This is a genomic window from Acinetobacter guerrae, assembly GCF_009372255.1.
GTDB lineage: Bacteria > Pseudomonadota > Gammaproteobacteria > Pseudomonadales > Moraxellaceae > Acinetobacter > Acinetobacter guerrae.
The window spans coordinates 53910-72816 of the sequence record NZ_LXGN01000056.1; the positions used below are offsets into that span (position 1 = coordinate 53910).

Consider the following 18907-nt stretch of genomic DNA (forward strand, 5'->3'; position numbering starts at 1 on the left):
TAAAAAAACGAGTCAGCTAACTGACTCGTTTTGTATAGAAGAAAAATTGCTTAAATGTTGTCTAGGTCAATCCCTAAACGTGCAGCAACTTCTTCATAAGCTTCAACCACACCGCCTAGACCTTGACGGAAACGGTCTTTATCTAGTTTTTTCTTGGTGTCTTTGTCCCAAAGGCGGCAGCCATCTGGAGAAAATTCATCACCCAATACAATGCGATCGTGGAACACGCCAAATTCAAGTTTGAAATCGACTAAAATCATGTTACCCGCATCAAACAGTGCTTTTAACACATCATTGACTTTGTAAGTCAACTCTTTCATTTTCTCAAGCTGTTCTGCGGTTGCCCAACCTAATGCAATCGCTTGCGATTCATTGACCATTGGATCGCCTAAGCCATCATCTTTATAGAACAGTTCGAATGTTGGTGGAGTCAGTTCTTTGCCTTCTTCAACACCTAGACGGCGGCAAAGTGAACCTGCGGCAAAGTTACGAATCACACATTCTACAGGAATCATTTTGAGTTTTTTAACTAACACTTCGTTTGGAGTTAGAAGCTTCTCAAAATGAGTTTCAATCCCAGCTTCTGCTAGTTTTTCCATAATAAAGGCGTTAAAACGGTTGTTGACCTTGCCTTTACGATCCAGTTGTTCAATTTTTTCGCCATTAAATGCAGAAGCATCATCACGAAAGACTAAAACCAAATGGTCTGCATCATCTGTTTCATAAACAGATTTGGCTTTACCAGTGTAGAGCAAGGTTTGTTTTAACATGGGGGAACCTTTTTCAAAAAAAAATTGCCTAGAGAAAGCCTAGGCTGGCCAATTTTGATAAATCTGGTTGAGTAATTCAGTTGCTTTTGCTGGATCAGCAAAACTGTTATCTGGATTAAATAATGCAAGATTATGTGTATTGCCGACACCTGTCAGTTTCAATACATAGCTTTGATCACCGACTTTAATGGTCGCCTCATGCCCCGCTTTATTTTCACCCAACACCTTATAGTTCAGGCTAGTCAGCGTTGCAATGGTATATTGCCAAATGTCTGAGGTTGAACCATTAATTTGTAGCAATGGATTTTTATTACCGTCAACGACGACCTGCGGACGACCCATTGCTACAGTACTATCCGCACTGGTTGCAACAGTATTTGCTTTGGTTGAATCAGGACGAGGTAATGCAAAACGTGTTCCCTGCTTGTTCTCAAGTTTGGGTGCATGTTCAATCGCGAGCTGATCTACAGTGGGTGCAGGATACAGTGGCGTAAATGGGCGCACGGTTGCATCTGTCGGGAACTGGAGAGGAGCAAGCGTAGTGGTATTCTTATAATCTAAAGAATGATTATTAAAACTACTACAGCCTACTAAACCCATAGCGGCGATAGCAAAAGTTAGTCCAAGTCGTAACTGCATCATAATCTGCTCTTATTGAATAATTCCCGCTGCTTTCAGGGCATTACGGAGTGGTTCGCGATATTGCTGTGCAAGAGGGGTCAAAGGCAGACGTATACCTGTACCAATGAGTCCCATTTCATGTACCGCCCATTTCACAGGAATTGGGTTCGATTCGCAAAATAGATTATTGTGTACATTTGCAACTTTATTGTTAATGGCTTCAGCCTCTGCTGCGTTCCCATTTACTGCGCTGACACAAAGTTCACTCATAATATTTGGCGCAACATTGGCAGTGACAGAAATATTGCCTTTAGCACCTGCCAACATGAGTTGCCATGCTGTTTCATCATCACCTGAGTAAACTGCGATTTTGCCATTCAATGCTTGAATTAATTCGCTACCACGAGGAATATCGCCTGTCGCATCTTTGACACCAACAATATTATGGATATCAGCAAGACGAACAACTGTTTCGTTGAGCATGTCTACGCCTGTACGGCCTGGTACATTATAAAGAATCTGTGGTAGCTCAACGGCTTCGGCAATTGCTTTAAAATGCTGGAATAAACCTTCTTGAGTCGGTTTATTGTAATACGGTGTCACAAGTAAAGCGGCATCTGCACCAAGCTCTTTGGCGGCTTGAGTTAATTCAATCGCTTCACGGGTTGAGTTTGCACCAGTTCCCGCAATAATAGGAATGCGCTTATTGGCCACACGAATGATTTCTTTGATCACCTGTGTGTGTTCTTCCATGCTTAAAGTCGATGGTTCGCCTGTAGTACCTACAGCGACAATACCATTGGTTCCCTGATTAATATGCCACTCAACCAGCTTTTCGAGGCTCTTCCAATCTACGCTGCCATCTTCAAACATTGGGGTGACGAGTGCGACAATTGAGCCTTGAATGGTCTGTGCTTGCTGAGTCATTTTAAAAAAATATCCTATTGTGCCATCCAGTGAGATACAGAACGAAGTACGGATGGTTTTGCAGTCTTTTGATTTAGCGTCTCAACAAAAAGTAATTTCTGTTGAATGACTATTATGCAAATTATGACTGATCGGAAGCATAAGAACAATATGCTTTAGTCAAAGCAGTCAAAACTTTATATACCAGTTTCGCATTTTAGGCCTTATATATGCGCTCGTCATACAAGTTTGTAAGTTCTAAAGGTCTAATATGATGCACGCCGAAAGCTTTATTTTAGTAATAGAGTTCTTATAAGATGCTCAGAACTACAGCATCAATGACGCTGATTCATATCAGGAGCAGAGCCGTGAAACAGGGAAAAAATAGCGCTTTAATTGTGGTCGATGTCCAAAATGGTTTTACTCCGGGAGGACAACTGGCAGTCGCACATGCGGATCAGATTATTCCCTGTATCAATCAGTTGGCTTGTGTTTTTGATAATATCATTCTGACGCAGGACTGGCATCCTGCCGATCATATCTCGTTTGCTGAAAATCATGCAGGCAAACAGCCTTTTGAACATATTGAACTGCCTTATGGTACGCAGGTGCTTTGGCCATCACATTGTGTACAGGGAACGCATGATGCCGAGTTACATCCTGATCTGGATATCGCTTCGGCACAGTTGATTATTCGCAAAGGTTTTCATGCAGATATTGATAGTTATTCGGCATTTATGGAAGCAGACCGAACGACCTCTACAGGACTTGCTGGTTATTTAAAAGAGCGCGGTATTGATACGGTTTATATCACAGGTATTGCGACCGATTTTTGTGTGGCATGGACAGCTATGGATGCTAAACAAGCAGGATTTGAAAGTTATGTGGTGGTCGATGCCTGTAAAGCAATTGATTTAAATGGTTCATTGCAGCAGGCGTGGCAGCAGATGATCAGTAAAGGTGTAAAAAGAATGACATCGTCGCAGTTATTAGGCAATTAAAGCATTTTTAAAATTGTATTGTATTAAAAATCAGGATATTGCTATGCCATTATTATTGCGACTGACACAGTTTATGCAAAAGACTTTTGCGCTATGGGTCATCGTATTTTCAGCGATCGCCTTATGGCAACCGACCTATTTTGTCTGGCTCACGGTTTATATTCCATGGATATTAGGCATCATTATGCTTGGTATGGGGATGACGATTAGCATTGCCGATTTTCGAGCTGTAATTCAATATCCAAGAGCGGTTCTGATTGGTGTCGTGGCTCATTTTATTGTGATGCCGAGTTTAGCTTTTTTATTATGTCAGCTCTTTCAACTTCCGCCAGAAATTGCCATTGGTGTAATTTTAGTCGGATGTTGTCCTGGAGGAACAGCGTCTAATGTGATTACCTATATGGCCAAGGGTAATACCGCACTTTCGGTCGCGTGTACGTCGGTATCAACCTTGTTAGCGCCTATATTAACCCCATCGATATTTTATCTATTGGCGAGTCAATGGATTCATATCAATGTCAGTTCCATGTTTATTTCGATCTTACAGGTGGTGATTGTTCCGATTATTTTAGGCATTATCATTCGCCATTATTTTACTCGACAAGTCGATGCTTATATTCGTGTAATGCCCTTAGTTTCAGTCGTTGCGATTGTGATGATTGTGGCAGCGATTATTGGTGCCAGTAAGGCATCAATTTTACAATCTGGACTATTAATACTCGCTGTGGTAATGCTCCATAACGGCTTGGGTTTCTTGATCGGTTATTGGGCAAGTCGCTGGCTAAAACTTTCACATTATGACAGTAAAGCTATTTCAATTGAGGTCGGTATGCAAAATTCGGGTTTAGGCGTGGCATTGGCAGCAGTACATTTCGCTGCATCTCCAATCACGGCTGTACCAAGTGCAATTTTCAGTTTATGGCACAATATTTCGGGTGCAGCGCTAGCGACGTATTGGGCACGTCAAGCAGACAAAAAAGCGCGCTTGTCAGGTGAAAGTTTATAAATTCAAAGCATCATCGGATGAGATGCCTCGAATAACTTAAAGATCAGGCATCTCTTAACACATCACGAATAGATGGATCTTTATCAAATACTGATTTTGCATAAGGACATAAAGGAATAATTTTAATCTGATTTTTTCGGGCAAAATCGACTACAGCATCTAAAAGTTTACGTCCTACACCTTGCCCACGATAATCATCAGCAACATCGGTATGATCAATAATAAATAATTGATCACCAGCCCATGTATAGACCATTTCACCTGCTAGCTTTTCACCATCGTGTAGTTCAAACGCACCATGTTTTCCATCATCTTTTTGTTGAATGTTCAAAAGAGGACTCCTTTGGGGAATTGATATTGTATGAAAGAGTTTTAACTAAGGATATGATTGTGTCAGTAAATTCAATAAAAGTAGATGAAAAATTTGTTATTCATTAATATACAAATATTCTGAAATAGAAAAATTTTATTATATAAGAAAATAAAAAGACCTATATACCACAGTAGAATTGGTATATAGGTATAAAAGGTAGCATTTGCTAAGGGTTTGGGGCAAATGCTACTGGCGGTTATGAAACGCTCGATAAAGATCTCACATTTCGAAAATCATTATATGAGTAAGAAAAAATAAAAGCTTACCATTAAACACATATTTTTTTATCATTTAAGCTTAATTTAAAGTTTAAATGATTTAATTTTAAGGCTATCCACAAAATATTAAATTTATCTTAAGTTTTTCCATATTTGATGATAAGCAGATTTTAAATAGAGGTTTTTAGTTAGGCCGCTATATGGTTAAAACAATTTTTATTTAACCGCTCTATAAAACATTGAATTTAAATTTTTAAAAGTAAAAATTATCAAATTTTAATTATAAATTAATCTTTGATTTGTATTATCATAAAACACTAATTTTTTTATCATTTAACGAATTTTATTGTTAAAATAATGGTGAATTTAAATATTTTATGAATATTTTTTTGAAAATAATATTGATATGGTTTTGTTTTTAAGTGTGGTTGATGTCATTTAGTGTGTAAATAAACTCTATAATTGTGTGGTGTTTTTTGATTTTAAGTTGTTGAAAATTATATTTTTGTGTCTGATTGTTAATGTGTTTTAATACTATAATTTTAAAAAATTTTTTAACCTCATATTTATAAATTTGTCTGTAATGAAAATTTTTTTTGTATAAATAGATAAGAAACACTCATTAATTTCAACAACAATATGCGGCTTGAAAGGTGAAATATTTCACATTTCAAGAAATTCTTTATGCCAAGTCGACTGGTTTTGATTAGACAATCAGGGTACATCATTTTTTGACACTGGCTTATTAGAAGAAATTAAGTTGCAACAATGAATTCTTAATTTCTTTGAGCTGGAAGAAGTCTCATGGATTTTTTAATCTTCTTCTAATTTTATCTTTATGTTGAAGCTTTTAATCATAAGCTTTGGCTAGTCGTAATTGCTTTTTAATAATTCATATGGTGAAACCTAGAAATGCAAACTACTTTCTATCATATAAAATCGGTAGATAGCAATCTTATACGGATGTTGGAGTTATTTTGTATTGAGCATCAAGTTAAGTTTCCAGATTTTATGAAAAATTATGCAAATACAGAAAGAACGCCATTTTCTGAATGGTTGTTAGTATTAGACTATATTTCACAACAATGTCCCATTTTTGCTTTGGGTGTGAAAATAGCAAACTTTGTTAAACCCGAACATTTAGGAATTCTGGGTTATCTCAGCTCGACTTGTGAAAATTTAGGACATGTCCTGTCAGTTTTTTCAAAATACAATCGCTTAAGTTACGACTTTATCGAAGTTCATGTGGGATGTGTGAATAATGAACTCATGATCAGTTGGGGCGGAGATTCTTCTTTTAAGGCAAGTGATCTGGCAGATGAGCTTATGGTCGGTGTGATCTTTAATCTTGCCAATAAACTTATTTTCCCTGAAAAGATTAAAGTTAATCGTATTGAATTTTCTTCAGTAACGCCTAAAAGAGTAAAATTTTATGAAGATTATTTTGATTGTACAGTCCAGTTTAATCAAAGCAAAACTAGTATATATTTACCCTTAACAAATCTTAATTTTAAGGTTCCAACTCATGATGCCGTACTGAATAATATTCTGCATCAACAAGCAGAAAATCTTTTAGCGGAACTTCCTAAAGGGAATTCTTTTGATGAAGAAGTTCGACGTGCAATTATAAGTGCGATTAATCAAGGCAAAATTTCTATTGATTATGTAGCTCAGCAATTAGGTTGTAGTGCTCGTATTTTTCAATATAAATTGAAAAAAAAAGGATACTCATTTAAGCAATGTTTAAATGAGGTTCGTAAAGAGCTTGCAATTATTTATCTTGGTGATGCAAGTTTAAGCATCTTGGATATTTCACTTTTGTTATCTTACAAAGAACAGACTTCTTTTAACAGGTCATTTAAAAGCTGGATGGGGGTAAGTCCTTTACAATACAGAAGAAAAATCTTGAATAATTTCTTTGAAATAGAGCAAGAGTCAGAGTGGAATATCTTAATGTAAACTCTTCAATGGACTAGAGTCCAGAAGAGTTCTCGTTTCGCCATTGTAGTGGACTCATTCCAGTCCATAATTTGAAAGCTCGATTAAATGATGTCTGTTGATGATAGGCGAGCAATGCAGAAATCTCATTAATTGTTAATGATTTATCTTCTAAATATTGAAAAGCAAGACTTTTTCGTATTGTGTTTAATTTATCAGAAAAAGAAGTTCCATTTGATTTAAGACGATGCTGAAGCAATCGAGGAGTCATTCCGATCTGCTCTGCTACATATTGAATATCACAGCGATTGTTTTGGAGAGCATCTACAATAATCCTATAAATAAGTTCATTAAATGAAAGGTCTTGAGGATACTTAGTCAGTAGATAATCAGCATTCTTTTCTAATATGCGTTTTAATACATAATCTGGATAGCTCTGATTTATTTTTATATTAAACACGTCTTCAGAATATGAAAGTTTATTAATAGGACGATCAAAGAGCACAGGGCAGCCGAAAAAACGCTCATGAAATATGACTTTATTGGGACGTGGAGTACTGAATTCCATCTTTTTAATTTTGAAAGTATTCGGATAAATAAGACTATTCATAAAAACTTGCATCATGGTAAAAGCAACATCATTTGCTAAACGTGTTTCTTTAACAAATTGACCTGCTTTCACATAAGCGGGACTTTGCCATGTGAAAGTGACTTCATGATTAAAAGTTTCCATACATACAGGAGCCATATGATACCAAATGCGTTGATAACGCTCGAAAAGGCGAACGACTTCTCCTGTTGTTTCACAGGTCATACATAAGTAAGCAACAATTCCTATATCAGCAGGTTCACATAGTTTACCAAGCTCAATTCCCAGATCATCTTTTGGATAATGTTGATCTAAGTAATTCAGGATTCGATACCATTCTGTAAGTGGAAGGCGTTCATTGACGTCATATTTTTTGGTGATTGGCGAAGGAATCGTGTGAAGATCACAAAATTTATTGACTAAATTTACCAGGCCGCTACTTACACCTCTTGTATCGATGACTGTTCGCATATGATCTATCTCCCTCCTTTCTAATGTGATTTTTCTAATGATGTTATAACACTATAAAAAAATTTTATACCAAGTCAATAAAATTGGGAAAAAGAATAAATTAGGTTGAGAAATGACCTTAAATTCGTATTGAATGGTTTTAAAAGAAAAGCATTAATCTTTATTTTGAATATAGACGCTTGTTTTAAATATTTACTATATTTATAAAAAGACTTTCTATGAAAATTATGTAGATAAAATTAAGCATGCACAAAGGTTAATTTTAAGATATATGAGAAAAAATTATTAATCTTAAAGTTTTTCTCAATAATAGTTTTTATTAATTTTTTTTAGATAAAATTTTTAAAATAAGTAGAAATAAATTTAGTATTTAAATTTAAAAAACGGATACAAAAACTTTTAATTTATATTAAAAATAACTATATCAATAACTTGTGATTATTCTTTGTATTTTAAAAGATAAATTTTTATTGAAATTCATATTAAAATAGTCGGATTAAACGTTTAAATTTGTAAAAAATGATAAAAATTTGTGTTTTTTTAGACAGGTTATATTTTGAGAAAATAATTATTATAAATTCATCGAAACTTCTTGATAGAAGTAACGAGTTTTAAAGATGACATTGGGTAAATAAGCTTTTTTAAAATAAAAATTTTATTTTAAAAAATCTCAAGGTCTATTTGATGTCAATTTTACATGATGTCTTTGTGTGAAGTTGGTTCATACCTTATCTCAGTGTTTATTATTTTAGCATAACGCTTTAAATATTTTAGGAATAAACATTACCAAGGTGGTGTTTTTGTTTGCCTAACACTTTGTTGGCAGCACTAAATAAATTGTGATCATTATTTTGATGATGACGACTTTTAATTTTTGAACTCAAAGGTGAAATAAATGAAATTAGCGAAATTAGCAACGGCATCTGTACTTATCGCTTCTTTGGCTCCAATTGCTGCAATGGCTGACAATACTGGTGTTGTTAAATTTGAAGGTCAAGTTGTTGATTCTCCATGTAATATTGAACAATCTTCTCTAAATCAAACTGTTGATTTTGGTCAATTGTCTCGTAAAGCACTTGAAGCTGGTCAAGCAGCGGAAGCAGATTTTGATATCAAAGTTACGGGTTGTGACTTAACTAACTTTGCAGGTAATGGCCCTGTAAACTCTATGGATGTCACGTTCACTGGTCAGGACTATGCTGATGCAGGTCACACTTTACTTGCAACATCTACTGGCAACACAAATAACCTTGGCGTATCAATCAACGGTTTTGTATTCGGTACGTCAAAAGATGTAAAGTCTAGCATTGTAAATGAAAAAGGCGAAAACACTTTAACTTTCAAAGCATTGGCTTCAGCTGTTGACGTAGCTAAACCAGTCACTGAAGGTAAATTCAGCGCTGTTTCTAACTTCCGTATTTCTTATCAGTAATAAGTAATCAGATCAACCACCAGTCAATGGACTGGTGGTTATCTTAAGTCTGTAAGAGGAGGTTTTTTATGGTGATTGATCAGTGTAATAAAGATTATCTTGTTGGAATCTCATTTTCACTCTTTCTAGCTATTTCTCCTGCTCTTAATGCAAAAGAAATTGGGCTTCGCAATCTTGGTAAAGCAGAGCTAATAGGTAGTGTAATTTCAACACCGTGCTCAATTGTTATGCCGAATCGTGACCAAACGGTAAACTTTTTGCCTTCAACACTTCCGATATTGTCGAATGCATTAGTGCGTGAGCAACAAACCCAGTCATTCGAGATCGAACTTCGAGATTGTGGTAGTGCTTACAACGCTATTGATACTAAAACATGGTCGATCCGTTTTGATGGTTATAACGCAAATAATATAAACGCTTTTGTGCTTCAAGGGCCGTCTCAAGGCTTAGGTGTCTCTCTACTTGATAACGAAATGAATACGTTAAAAATGGGAGAAAGCTATTCCTTATTTGAAAGCTTGTCGCGGTATGACAAGGATGGCCAAGTTATTTTTTTACGCTATTTTTTGAGATTAGAACCCACTGGAAAACCGTTACAAGCAGGAAGCTATCAAGGTTTAGTCCGCTTTTTTATTGATTATCAATGAGGCAAAGATAAATTTTCTCGATATACAAAATATTGAGAGAGGTATTTTTGTTGTTTTTAAAGGTGCCGTAGTATGAAGCTTAAACTTAACAAGGTAACGCAAGCCATTTTGTTGGCGTTCAGCTTCAGCACATGCTCGACTTATGCTACCGAATTTAACCTAAATGTCCTAGATGCGGAAGACATTGAAAACGTTGATATGAGCCAGTTTTCCATTGCTGGCTACGTTCCGCCTGGACAATATGTTCTAACTACATTCGTGAATGGTCAGCGTTTAGGTGCACCACGCGATATTTCAATAATAAAATTAGAAAATACAGAAAATACAGCTGCCCAATTGATATGTATTCCTTTAGATATGCTTGAAATTATTGGGCTTAATGCATCAGGTAAAGAAAAAGTAACCACTACCCAACAGGGGCAATGTCTTGATCTGTCTGCACTGTCTGGTATTCAAACTAAAGTCGAGTTGCCGACATTATCACTCAATATCACCATTCCACAAACATGGATGGAATATCGTGACCCTTATTGGATTCCGCCCGCGCTTTGGGAAGAAGGTGTAAACGGTGGATTTATTGACTATAGTGCCAACTTTTCTTTTACAGATGAAGATGACTCGACTAAACGTACCTACTTATCAACTAATGGAACAGTCGGAGTCAATTTAGGCGCATGGCGTGTCCGTGGTGACTTTAATGCAATTTATCAAAAGCGTGAGGATGATGGTAGTAATAAAGAGCAACATAACTTTGATTTTAATCGATTTTATGCTTTTACTTCGCTGAAGGATATATCGTCAGTCTTAACAGTTGGGGAAAATTATTTTTATTCAGATGTATTTGAATCGTGGCAGTACAGCGGTGTTTCGCTAGAAAGTGACGATCGAATGTTGCCCCCAAAGCTTGTAGGTTATGCGCCAGAGATTATTGGTGTTGCCAATACGAATGCAACGGTCACTGTTCGTAGTCAAGATCGTATCGTTTTAGAAACCACTGTTCCACCAGGGCCGTTCCGTATTCAAACCCTTGATAGTGGTGTGCGTGGTGTATTGGACGTTACAGTACGTGAAGAAAATGGTGAAGAAAAGAAATTTAGTATTAATACAGCTTCACTTCCTTATTTAACACGGCCTGGGCGAATGGTTTATAAGCTTGCCGCAGGTAAAACACGTTATGACGCGCACTCTGTTACGGGTAGAGCGGTATTAAGCGGTGAGTTTTCCTATGGATTGTCAAATGCATGGTCGCTATATGGTGGTTCGCAACTGAATGGGGATTATCAAACTCTGGCGGTAGGTATTGGTCGGGATCTTTTTTCCTTTGGTGCATTGTCACTGGATATTGCTCAATCTGTTTCAAATTTTGAAGATCAAACCTTGCAAGGACGCTCATATCGTTTGAGTTATGCAAAATCTTTTAATGACTTGCGTACAGATATTACTTTTGCGGGATACCGTTTTGCCGATCAGGAATATCGGACTTTAAACCAGTTTATGAGTCAGGATCGTACAGGTATTGAAAGTGGTGGACAAAAAGAAAACTATCAGATTTATCTAAATAAATACTTTGATAAATTTAACCTTTCTTTAAATTACCAATACAGTACCTATTGGCAAAATAAACCACAAACACAATATGGTCTATATGCCAGTACTTATTTCAAGATGCCGGGAGCATCTAAAGAAAAAGCAAGTGTTTCACTCTCTGCAACAAGAGCTGAGCGTGATACAGGTCTTAAAGATGACTCTATCAATCTATATTTAACTTTACCACTTTCAAGTGGACGTAGTATTTCACTTTCAGAATTGTATTCAAAAACTGGGGGCAATAATCAGTTCAATCATAGCGTAGGCTATAGTGCTTATAACGATCGCGATAACTACAGTGTAAACGCTGGCTACAATCATGGCGAAAACGTGAATAGTCAATCAAGTATCAGCGGTTATTACTCACGTGATTTGTCACAGGCAAATATATCGGTAAATGCGAGTTATGTGCCTGAACAATATAGTAGCGTCGGCGCATCGATTAGAAGTGGTCTTACCGTAACTTCAAAGGGCGTTGCTTCGCACCGTTCAGCGAATGGTGATACTCGATTAATGATTGAAACACCGGGTGCAAGCGCTATTCCACTTGAAAATGGGGTGACTAAAACCAATTCTGCTGGACTGGCAGTACTCCCAAATATTAGTAGTTATCGTCAAGCTACAGCCTCTATTAACACCAGTAAATTACCAGACAATGTTGAGGCTTTGATATCAACGACAGACATTACTCTAACTAAAGGGGCTATTGGTTACCGTAGTTTATCCGTGATGAAAGGGGATAAATTATTCGCGGTTTTATCATTAGACAATGGGAAAAATCCACCTTTTGGTGCCAGTGTACGTAATACAAATAACCGTGAGTTGGGGATTGTTGGTGAGGATGGTGTTACATGGCTAATTGGCATTGCACCAAAAGAGAAGTTATCGGTTTATTGGGGTGGTAAAGTGCAGTGTGAACTGTGGTTACCTGAAAAGATAGAGTCATCATCGAGCATGTTAGATCTGTCATGTATATCTGGCAAAGAAACAGCACCTGTAGCTAGTTCGATATCGTCAAGCCAATCAATTAATTAGTTTTACGAGGTAATTTATGTTGAATTCAACTCTACGAGGTGGATTGCTTACTAAGCTTTTTTGTACGACCGCCCTAATTTCTATGAGTGCTCAAAGTGCTGTCACACTTGACCGAACACGTATTGTTTTTCCAGGTACAGAAAAATCAATTAATGTGACTATTTCAAATGACAATCCGCAAGAAGCCTATCTTGCTCAGAGCTGGATTGAAGATTTGCAGGGCAACAAGCTAACTAAAGGTGCAATTTTAGCAACGCCGCCTTTGCAACGTATTGAAGCGAATAAAAAGAGTCTAGTACGTTTGAGTACTACTGCCGAAGTCGCTAAGTTGCCACAGGATAGAGAATCTGTATTTTTCTATAATTTGCGAGAAGTTCCTCCTAAACCAACAGGTGGAAACACTTTACAAATTGCGTTGCAGTCAAGGGTGAAATTGTTTTATCGACCAACAAGTATTTTGGCTGAAGCAGATACTCAGTGGTCTCATAAAGTCACGTTGACTAAAACCGCAAAAGGCTATCTTTTAAATAACCCTACACCTTTTAACTTAACAGTGATTGGATTTGGAAATAGCAAAGAGCAGGCAGAAAAAAATGCCTTTAATGCAGTCATGATACCACCAAAATCGACACAAGAACTTACGTCTGCTGCTTTGACAACACCACATTTGACATACATCAATGACTACGGCGGTAAACCAACCATGTCTTTTAACTGTCAGGGTGAAACTTGTACGGTTAAAGGCGAATAATATTTTTATTAAACCATTATTGGTAATAGGGGAGTGACTGTGAGCGAACAAAAAGTAATGAAAGATCCAAAAAGACTATGGTTGATATTACTCATTGTTGGCAATGCATTGAGTCAATCTGTGGTGGCGCAAACCCCTATAACCATTACATCTTTAAAACAGTCTAATTACGAACCTATCCATCAGGGCTTGGTACGAGTCAATGCTATCATTTTTAATGCACCATGCGATTTACAGTTTGATGAAAAGCTAATGCTAACGGGCTGTGGCGCAGGAAATGATTATAGTGAAATGCATATTTCCAATGTCACAGCAGATACGCCTGCAAAGTTACGTTTTTATGATGCCGAACATAGGCAAGCGCTGGCAAGTACTCCTATCTCTTTATTAAATGGCATTAACCATATTCTTATGCCGTCATTGATGGAAGATCAAAATAACCTTCGTTTAGAGGTCAGTTATGAATAGCATAAGAACACTTTGGTTAGCGATGCCGATGTCATTTCTTTTAAGCGCACCAAATGCATATAGTGCAAATTCGGTTGATGTTGAATTTAGCGGAGTGTTATTAGGGAATGTGGCCTGTCAAATTGATAGTAACTCGCTTAATCAGAAAGTTACACTTCAAAATCTGAATTGGCGTTCGATTAATCAAGAGGGATCAAGTCCTGTAACTCCCTTTTCAATCGGGATTAATAAGTGTAGTGATACAGATTTGAATAAAACGATTAAATTGACATGGCAAAGTAGTCAACTCGTTGAGATAGTTGGAGAAAATTTTGTGAAAACACAAGGCACGAGTGGAGTGCTGCTCGGGCTGGTTGATCAGGATAACCATCCAATTATCTGGAATAGCCCGATGTCCGTTGCGGAAGTTTCAGTTGTGAATGGATTACAACAAATCAATTTTGGTGCATTTGTTCGAAAGCCTGCTGCTGGAGAAGCCAACATCGGTGATTTCATTAGCACTGTTACATTTGCAGTGGAGTATTTCTAATGAATAAGATAAATCAGATTTTAAAATACATAAGCCCTGTTTTGCTATTTATTCCAGCATGTACCACGCATGCCGATGTTTTAGTCAATGTGACCGCACAGATGATCAGCCCTGCTTGTGTTCTTTACAGTGCAGATCAAACTTCACCGCTCAAATTAGATTTTGGGAATGTTCAGCTTAAATCTGTAGGTGAAGCAGACAGTTCTAAAAATTTTTCCCTCATAATTGAGGGCTGTGATTTCGCAAAAGATTTGTCAATAGTATTAAGCCCAAAGAGCAGTGGAGTTTTGCTTTATAACGGTAGAAATATTCTGGCGACCACGATCGATGGTCTTGGTATAGATTTGAGCGTAATGAATAATAATACCATACAGGCTTTAGAAGTGAGTAAGAAGCAAAAAATTACGCCTACCGCAATAGATGGGTCGAAATATGGTATTCAATTAAAAGCAGATTTAGTCAGCAGTGTCCCTCTCGATCAGTTAAAGGCAGGACCTTTTAGCTCTAGCGTAACCATTACCGTAACTTATTTATAATATGGTTTGGGGAAAATATAATGTTTAGTTCCGAGTTTTTAAGAAAATCTTATTTCCATCTGAATAGAGTTATCTCAGGTCTCTTTTATACTGGATTCATGTTTTCTAGCGGTGTTACTTATGCTGATTATTCAGGCAGGATTTTATATCCATCTGATGGCTATACAGTAGCTTTATCTAATTCTGCAACAGTAGAAACTAAAGCAACAGCTAGTTCTAGCGGAACAAAATATTATAAAGTAGGTAATCCCATTGAGATAAATCAAAATAACAGTAATACTGCAAATGTTAAGATAACTGGACACGTTGCTTGCCAAGGACTCACTTGGGGTGATGTTTCTAAAAATACGTCTCTTAGCGGTGAAAATGCTTTTCATAGATTATTTATATATGTTCCTTCTACTAATGAAACAATTGGGGGTTCACCACTATTTAAGATAAATAGTAATTTGTTTATGAAGGTGGAAAGCTATGTATTTAATTGGACATATATTGCAGGAACTAGCGCATGCGAGAAATGGGATCCTGCACGTTATTCGACTGATCAATTTACCGCACAGTTCCCAATTTTTCTGACTTTTTATATTAATGAAAAAGTGATAGATGGTCAGGTCGTAATTAATAGTGGTGATCTTGGGGGATATGTTCGTGCTTTTACATCGACAGGTAAAGTTCCTCCTCAAAACAGTTGGTCAATCGGAGATACGACTGTTCCACTTCGCCTAGGTGTTTCAACTATTAATATCCCTGCATCGTGTACTACTCAGACGAGTACAGGGCAGGCCTCCACATTGAATTTAAAGCATGATGCATTAAATAGTAGAGACTACGATAGTTATGTGAGTGGACAAGTGAATTATAGTTGTGCATTTTCAGAATCAACGTCTGTGAAATTAAGGCTGGACTATCTCAAAGATGATGATCTTCAAAAGCGCTTGCCACTAAAAAATACCTTGATTGGTAGTACTGACAAAATCTACAGCGAACTTACCATGCATGATGAAAGTACTGGACAGGCAGGAACAGAAATTACAACCAATATCGAAAAATCAAAAACCATCACTATTACTAGCCATATACAGGGTAGTAATGCTGCTACAGGGAACTATCAAGGTTCTGCATGGTTGATTGCGACATTTAATTAAAATCTAAAGATTCTGCTTTTAAAATGTTGGAAAAAAGCCTGTTTCTTCTATTAATGTTTGCATGAATGATTTTAGTAACTTGGCTTAATTACATTTAGCCACAGTAATAAGCAGATTTTGCAAATTAGAGATATTACATCTTTATAAATTAAACAGCTTAAAATACTGTTTTTATTTATAGCAAGATTGATTCATGGATATTCCTGTCTAAGAGTTAAAATCAGGGCCTTTTAGCTTTAGCGTAACCATTACTGTAACGTATTTATAACGAGATTTTAATTATGTTTAGTTCTAAATTTAAAGATTCTATAAAAAGTTATAGTAATCTTCGGTTTCGACAAGTAACAGCAATATCATCTTTAATGGGTTTAAGCTTATTGGGCCTTGAAGCGCAAGCAAACTATGCACCAAAGGTCACACGTGTAAGCAATGGATATACTATTTTACTTGATGTTAATACCCCTGTTAACTCAAAGCCTATCATTGGAGGCGATGGAAATAATTATTATCAAGTGGGTGATCCAATAGAACTTCAAAGTAATTCTGCATCTGTCAGTGCGTTCGGGGCAGTCTGGTGTTTAGGCACAACATGGGGGACAGAAAGTAATTGGAATGTATCTTCAAATAGCGCATATCATCGTCTATTTATGTATGTACCCAGCGCTGGTATTAGTATTAAAGGTTCTTCAGCTTATCGTATTAACTCCAATTTGTTCATGACAGTTCACACAGATATAATGAATTGGGTGCACAAAGGAGGTTCTACAGTATGTTCAAATATTGCAGAGAATGATACCGACAGTTTAGGACATGTACCAAGTTTCACTTCACACTTTCCAATTACAGTCACTTTTTATTTAAATGAAAAAATTATTGATGGTCAGATTGTTGTAAATGCACAAGATTTGGGTGGATATGTGCGTGCTTTTATGAACCCATTCACTCCCCCTACTCAAAATTCTTGGCCTATTGAAGAGACTACTGCTCCAATAAGGTTGAAAGCTTCGCAATTGAATTTGGTTTCTTCATGTTCAACGCAGACAGTTTCAGGGACAGATGGAACTGGGACAGGAACCTTAAATTTAGATCATGGTGCATTATTTAATACAAATTATGATAGTCGTGTAACTGGACAAGTTAATTATAACTGTACATTTTCAGAATTAACGCCTGTGCGAATAAAACTTGACTATGTCATTGATAGCGACGCTCAAAAGCGTTTGCCATTGAAAAATACAGCGATTGATAGAACGGACAAAGTCTATAGCAAGCTTACCCTGCGTGATGAAACTACTGGTCAGACAGGGGGAATAGGTACAGATATTCGGACAAGTATTGAAAAGCTAAAAACCGTTACCATCACTAGCCATCTTCAGGGAAGTAATGCTGTTGCAGGGAACTATCAAGGTTCTGCATGGGTGATTACAACTTTTGATTAAAATCTAGAGATTCTGCTTTTAAAATGTTGGAAAAATGCCTGTTCCTTCTATCAATGTTTGCATGAATGATTTTAGTAACTTGGCTTAATTACATTTAGCCACAGTAATAAGCAGACTTTGGAAAATAGAGATATTACGTCTGTATAAATTAAACAACTTAAAATACTGTTTTTATTTATAGCAAGATTGATTCATGAATATTCCCGCCTAAGAGTTAAAATCAGGACCCTTTAGCTCTAGCGTAACCATTACTGTAACGTATTTATAAAGAGATTTAATTATGTTTAGTTCTAAATTTAAAGATTTTATAAGTAGTTATAGTAATCTTCAATTTCGACAAGCAACCGCAATATCATCTTTGATGGGTTTAAGCTTATTGGGCTTTGAAGCACAAGCAGGCTATTCACCAATTATTATAAATCCAAGTGATGGATACACAATTTCACTCGATAGTAATACACCAGTGGCAACAACTTCTGTAACTGGAAGTGATGGACAGAATTATTACCAAGTGGGTGAGGCAATAGATATTAGGGATACCTCTAAATCTGTACGCGTGTCAGGAAATGTAAAGTGTTTAGGAAAAACATGGGGACCGGGAAGTAATTGGGATATTCCAGCAAATAATGCTTATCACCTTCTATTTATGTACGTACCCAGAGCGGGTGTTACTATTAATGGTGTACCAGCCTATCGAATTAATTCCAATGTAGTCATGACACTTAAGTCAGATATGACAAATTCTTGGGTACAAAAAGGAAATGCAGTCGTGTGTGCAAACATTCCTGCAACTAGTCCTAATACGACGGATAAAGTTGATAATTTTACTGCACAGTTTCCAATCGTAGTCACTTTTTATTTAAATGAAAAGATTATTGATGGTCAAATTGTCATAAATGGCTTAGATCTAGCTGGGTATCTACGTACTTACACGAATCCAGTGGGTAGACCTTCAATGCCGAAATCGCTTCCTATTGATCAAACTACTGCACCCATGAGATTAAAAGCTTCACAGTTGAATTTAGTTTCTTCATGTTCGACAGAGACGAACTCTGGGTCAGGGGGAACAGGAACGGGAACCTTAAATTTAAATCATGGAATGTTAAGTAGTACAAGTTATGACAGTCGTGTTAGTGGACATGTGAATTATAATTGTACGTTTTCAAAATCTACACCTGTGAAATTAAGGCTAGATTATGTCAAAGATGATGATCCCCAAAAGCGGTTACCACTGAAAAACACCTTGATTGGTAGCACTGACAAAATCTATAGCGAGCTTATCCTGCGTGATGAAATTACTGGTGAGGCAGGAGCAGAAATTCAGACCATTATCGAAAAATCAAAAAACATCACTATCACTAGCCATATACAGGGAAATAGTGCTGTTGCAGGGGATTATCAAGGTTCTGCATGGTTGATTGCGACATTTGATTAAATTTTAGATT

General features: G+C 36.7%; 18 protein-coding genes. 13 read left to right on the forward strand and 5 right to left on the reverse strand.

Features of this window, described 5'->3' with window-relative positions:
* Positions 1 to 50: 50 nt before the first annotated feature.
* From purC to dapA, 3 genes are read right to left on the reverse strand one after another with little or no spacing between them, the layout of a single operon-like run.
* Positions 51 to 770, reverse strand: coding sequence for a phosphoribosylaminoimidazolesuccinocarboxamide synthase (gene purC / locus A7A69_RS13615; protein ID WP_120369926.1), 720 nt, complete (start codon positions 768 to 770; stop codon positions 51 to 53).
* 39 nt (positions 771 to 809) lie between these two features.
* The gene (locus A7A69_RS13620) at positions 810 to 1412 is read right to left on the reverse strand and encodes a lipoprotein-34 precursor (NlpB) (RefSeq protein WP_120369925.1); all 603 of its coding nucleotides are present in this window, start codon (positions 1410 to 1412) and stop codon (positions 810 to 812) included.
* 9 nt (positions 1413 to 1421) lie between these two features.
* On the reverse strand, positions 1422 to 2318 hold the full coding sequence (gene dapA / locus A7A69_RS13625; RefSeq protein ID WP_120369924.1) for a 4-hydroxy-tetrahydrodipicolinate synthase: 897 nt from the start codon (positions 2316 to 2318) through the stop codon (positions 1422 to 1424).
* Positions 2319 to 2635: 317 nt separating this feature from the next.
* On the opposite strand from dapA, the gene pncA reads away from it, so the two are divergent.
* Both pncA and A7A69_RS13635 read left to right on the forward strand, forming a co-directional pair.
* Entirely contained in the window at positions 2636 to 3298 is a 663-nt protein-coding gene (gene pncA, locus A7A69_RS13630; RefSeq protein ID WP_152878115.1) for a bifunctional nicotinamidase/pyrazinamidase, read from the forward strand.
* A 43-nt stretch (positions 3299 to 3341) separates the two neighbouring features.
* A complete protein-coding gene (locus tag A7A69_RS13635) occupies positions 3342 to 4304 on the forward strand; it encodes a bile acid:sodium symporter family protein (protein WP_152878117.1) in 963 nt (320 codons plus the stop codon).
* A gap of 43 nt (positions 4305 to 4347) precedes the next feature.
* On the opposite strand, the gene A7A69_RS13640 is transcribed toward A7A69_RS13635, so the two are convergent.
* The gene (locus tag A7A69_RS13640; RefSeq protein ID WP_120369921.1) at positions 4348 to 4635 is read right to left on the reverse strand and encodes a GNAT family N-acetyltransferase; all 288 of its coding nucleotides are present in this window, start codon (positions 4633 to 4635) and stop codon (positions 4348 to 4350) included.
* A 1172-nt stretch (positions 4636 to 5807) separates the two neighbouring features.
* On the opposite strand from A7A69_RS13640, the gene A7A69_RS13645 reads away from it, so the two are divergent.
* The gene (locus A7A69_RS13645; RefSeq protein WP_120369920.1) at positions 5808 to 6854 is read left to right on the forward strand and encodes an AraC family transcriptional regulator; all 1047 of its coding nucleotides are present in this window, start codon (positions 5808 to 5810) and stop codon (positions 6852 to 6854) included.
* Positions 6855 to 6867: 13 nt separating this feature from the next.
* Here the strand turns inward: A7A69_RS13645 and A7A69_RS13650 are convergent, their stop codons facing one another.
* On the reverse strand, positions 6868 to 7893 hold the full coding sequence (locus A7A69_RS13650) for an AraC family transcriptional regulator (protein ID WP_120369919.1): 1026 nt from the start codon (positions 7891 to 7893) through the stop codon (positions 6868 to 6870).
* Between the two features lie 895 nt (positions 7894 to 8788).
* Between A7A69_RS13650 and A7A69_RS13655 the strand changes: the two genes are divergently transcribed.
* From A7A69_RS13655 to A7A69_RS13700, 10 genes are all read left to right on the forward strand, one after another.
* Complete coding sequence (locus A7A69_RS13655) at positions 8789 to 9325, forward strand: fimbrial protein (RefSeq protein ID WP_120369918.1); 537 nt, start codon at positions 8789 to 8791, stop codon at positions 9323 to 9325.
* A gap of 68 nt (positions 9326 to 9393) precedes the next feature.
* Positions 9394 to 9972 (forward strand): fimbrial protein, encoded by a 579-nt coding sequence (locus tag A7A69_RS13660; protein WP_152878119.1) that lies wholly within the window; start codon positions 9394 to 9396, stop codon positions 9970 to 9972.
* Between the two features lie 72 nt (positions 9973 to 10044).
* The gene (locus tag A7A69_RS13665; RefSeq protein WP_120369916.1) at positions 10045 to 12594 is read left to right on the forward strand and encodes a fimbria/pilus outer membrane usher protein; all 2550 of its coding nucleotides are present in this window, start codon (positions 10045 to 10047) and stop codon (positions 12592 to 12594) included.
* Between the two features lie 16 nt (positions 12595 to 12610).
* Positions 12611 to 13345, forward strand: coding sequence for a fimbrial biogenesis chaperone (locus tag A7A69_RS13670; protein WP_120369915.1), 735 nt, complete (start codon positions 12611 to 12613; stop codon positions 13343 to 13345).
* A gap of 39 nt (positions 13346 to 13384) precedes the next feature.
* On the forward strand, positions 13385 to 13813 hold the full coding sequence (locus tag A7A69_RS13675) for a hypothetical protein (RefSeq protein ID WP_206669013.1): 429 nt from the start codon (positions 13385 to 13387) through the stop codon (positions 13811 to 13813).
* Complete coding sequence (locus A7A69_RS13680) at positions 13806 to 14342, forward strand: fimbrial protein (protein ID WP_152878121.1); 537 nt, start codon at positions 13806 to 13808, stop codon at positions 14340 to 14342. The genes A7A69_RS13675 and A7A69_RS13680 overlap by 8 nt, the downstream gene beginning before the upstream one ends.
* Entirely contained in the window at positions 14342 to 14878 is a 537-nt protein-coding gene (locus tag A7A69_RS13685; protein WP_152878123.1) for a fimbrial protein, read from the forward strand. The genes A7A69_RS13680 and A7A69_RS13685 overlap by 1 nt, the downstream gene beginning before the upstream one ends.
* Positions 14879 to 14898: 20 nt before the next feature.
* The gene (locus A7A69_RS13690) at positions 14899 to 16023 is read left to right on the forward strand and encodes a hypothetical protein (RefSeq protein ID WP_206669014.1); all 1125 of its coding nucleotides are present in this window, start codon (positions 14899 to 14901) and stop codon (positions 16021 to 16023) included.
* A gap of 362 nt (positions 16024 to 16385) precedes the next feature.
* On the forward strand, positions 16386 to 17462 hold the full coding sequence (locus tag A7A69_RS13695) for a hypothetical protein (protein ID WP_206669015.1): 1077 nt from the start codon (positions 16386 to 16388) through the stop codon (positions 17460 to 17462).
* A gap of 280 nt (positions 17463 to 17742) precedes the next feature.
* Positions 17743 to 18897, forward strand: a complete 1155-nt coding sequence (locus A7A69_RS13700) for a hypothetical protein (protein WP_206669016.1) — start codon at positions 17743 to 17745, stop codon at positions 18895 to 18897.
* Positions 18898 to 18907 lie beyond the last annotated feature (10 nt).

Coding starts and splice junctions, on each gene's coding strand:
- A7A69_RS13655 (WP_120369918.1), top strand. CDS start 8,789: ATGAAATTAGCGAAATTAGCAACGGCATCTGTACTTATCGCTTCTTTG.
- A7A69_RS13695 (WP_206669015.1), top strand. CDS start 16,386: ATGGGTTTAAGCTTATTGGGCCTTGAAGCGCAAGCAAACTATGCACCA.
- A7A69_RS13690 (WP_206669014.1), top strand. CDS start 14,899: ATGTTTAGTTCCGAGTTTTTAAGAAAATCTTATTTCCATCTGAATAGA.
- dapA (WP_120369924.1), bottom strand. CDS start 2,318: ATGACTCAGCAAGCACAGACCATTCAAGGCTCAATTGTCGCACTCGTC.
- A7A69_RS13620 (WP_120369925.1), bottom strand. CDS start 1,412: ATGATGCAGTTACGACTTGGACTAACTTTTGCTATCGCCGCTATGGGT.
- A7A69_RS13660 (WP_152878119.1), top strand. CDS start 9,394: ATGGTGATTGATCAGTGTAATAAAGATTATCTTGTTGGAATCTCATTT.
- purC (WP_120369926.1), bottom strand. CDS start 770: ATGTTAAAACAAACCTTGCTCTACACTGGTAAAGCCAAATCTGTTTAT.
- A7A69_RS13680 (WP_152878121.1), top strand. CDS start 13,806: ATGAATAGCATAAGAACACTTTGGTTAGCGATGCCGATGTCATTTCTT.
- A7A69_RS13700 (WP_206669016.1), top strand. CDS start 17,743: ATGTTTAGTTCTAAATTTAAAGATTTTATAAGTAGTTATAGTAATCTT.
- A7A69_RS13645 (WP_120369920.1), top strand. CDS start 5,808: ATGCAAACTACTTTCTATCATATAAAATCGGTAGATAGCAATCTTATA.
- pncA (WP_152878115.1), top strand. CDS start 2,636: ATGACGCTGATTCATATCAGGAGCAGAGCCGTGAAACAGGGAAAAAAT.
- A7A69_RS13685 (WP_152878123.1), top strand. CDS start 14,342: ATGAATAAGATAAATCAGATTTTAAAATACATAAGCCCTGTTTTGCTA.
- A7A69_RS13665 (WP_120369916.1), top strand. CDS start 10,045: ATGAAGCTTAAACTTAACAAGGTAACGCAAGCCATTTTGTTGGCGTTC.
- A7A69_RS13670 (WP_120369915.1), top strand. CDS start 12,611: ATGTTGAATTCAACTCTACGAGGTGGATTGCTTACTAAGCTTTTTTGT.
- A7A69_RS13635 (WP_152878117.1), top strand. CDS start 3,342: ATGCCATTATTATTGCGACTGACACAGTTTATGCAAAAGACTTTTGCG.
- A7A69_RS13650 (WP_120369919.1), bottom strand. CDS start 7,893: ATGCGAACAGTCATCGATACAAGAGGTGTAAGTAGCGGCCTGGTAAAT.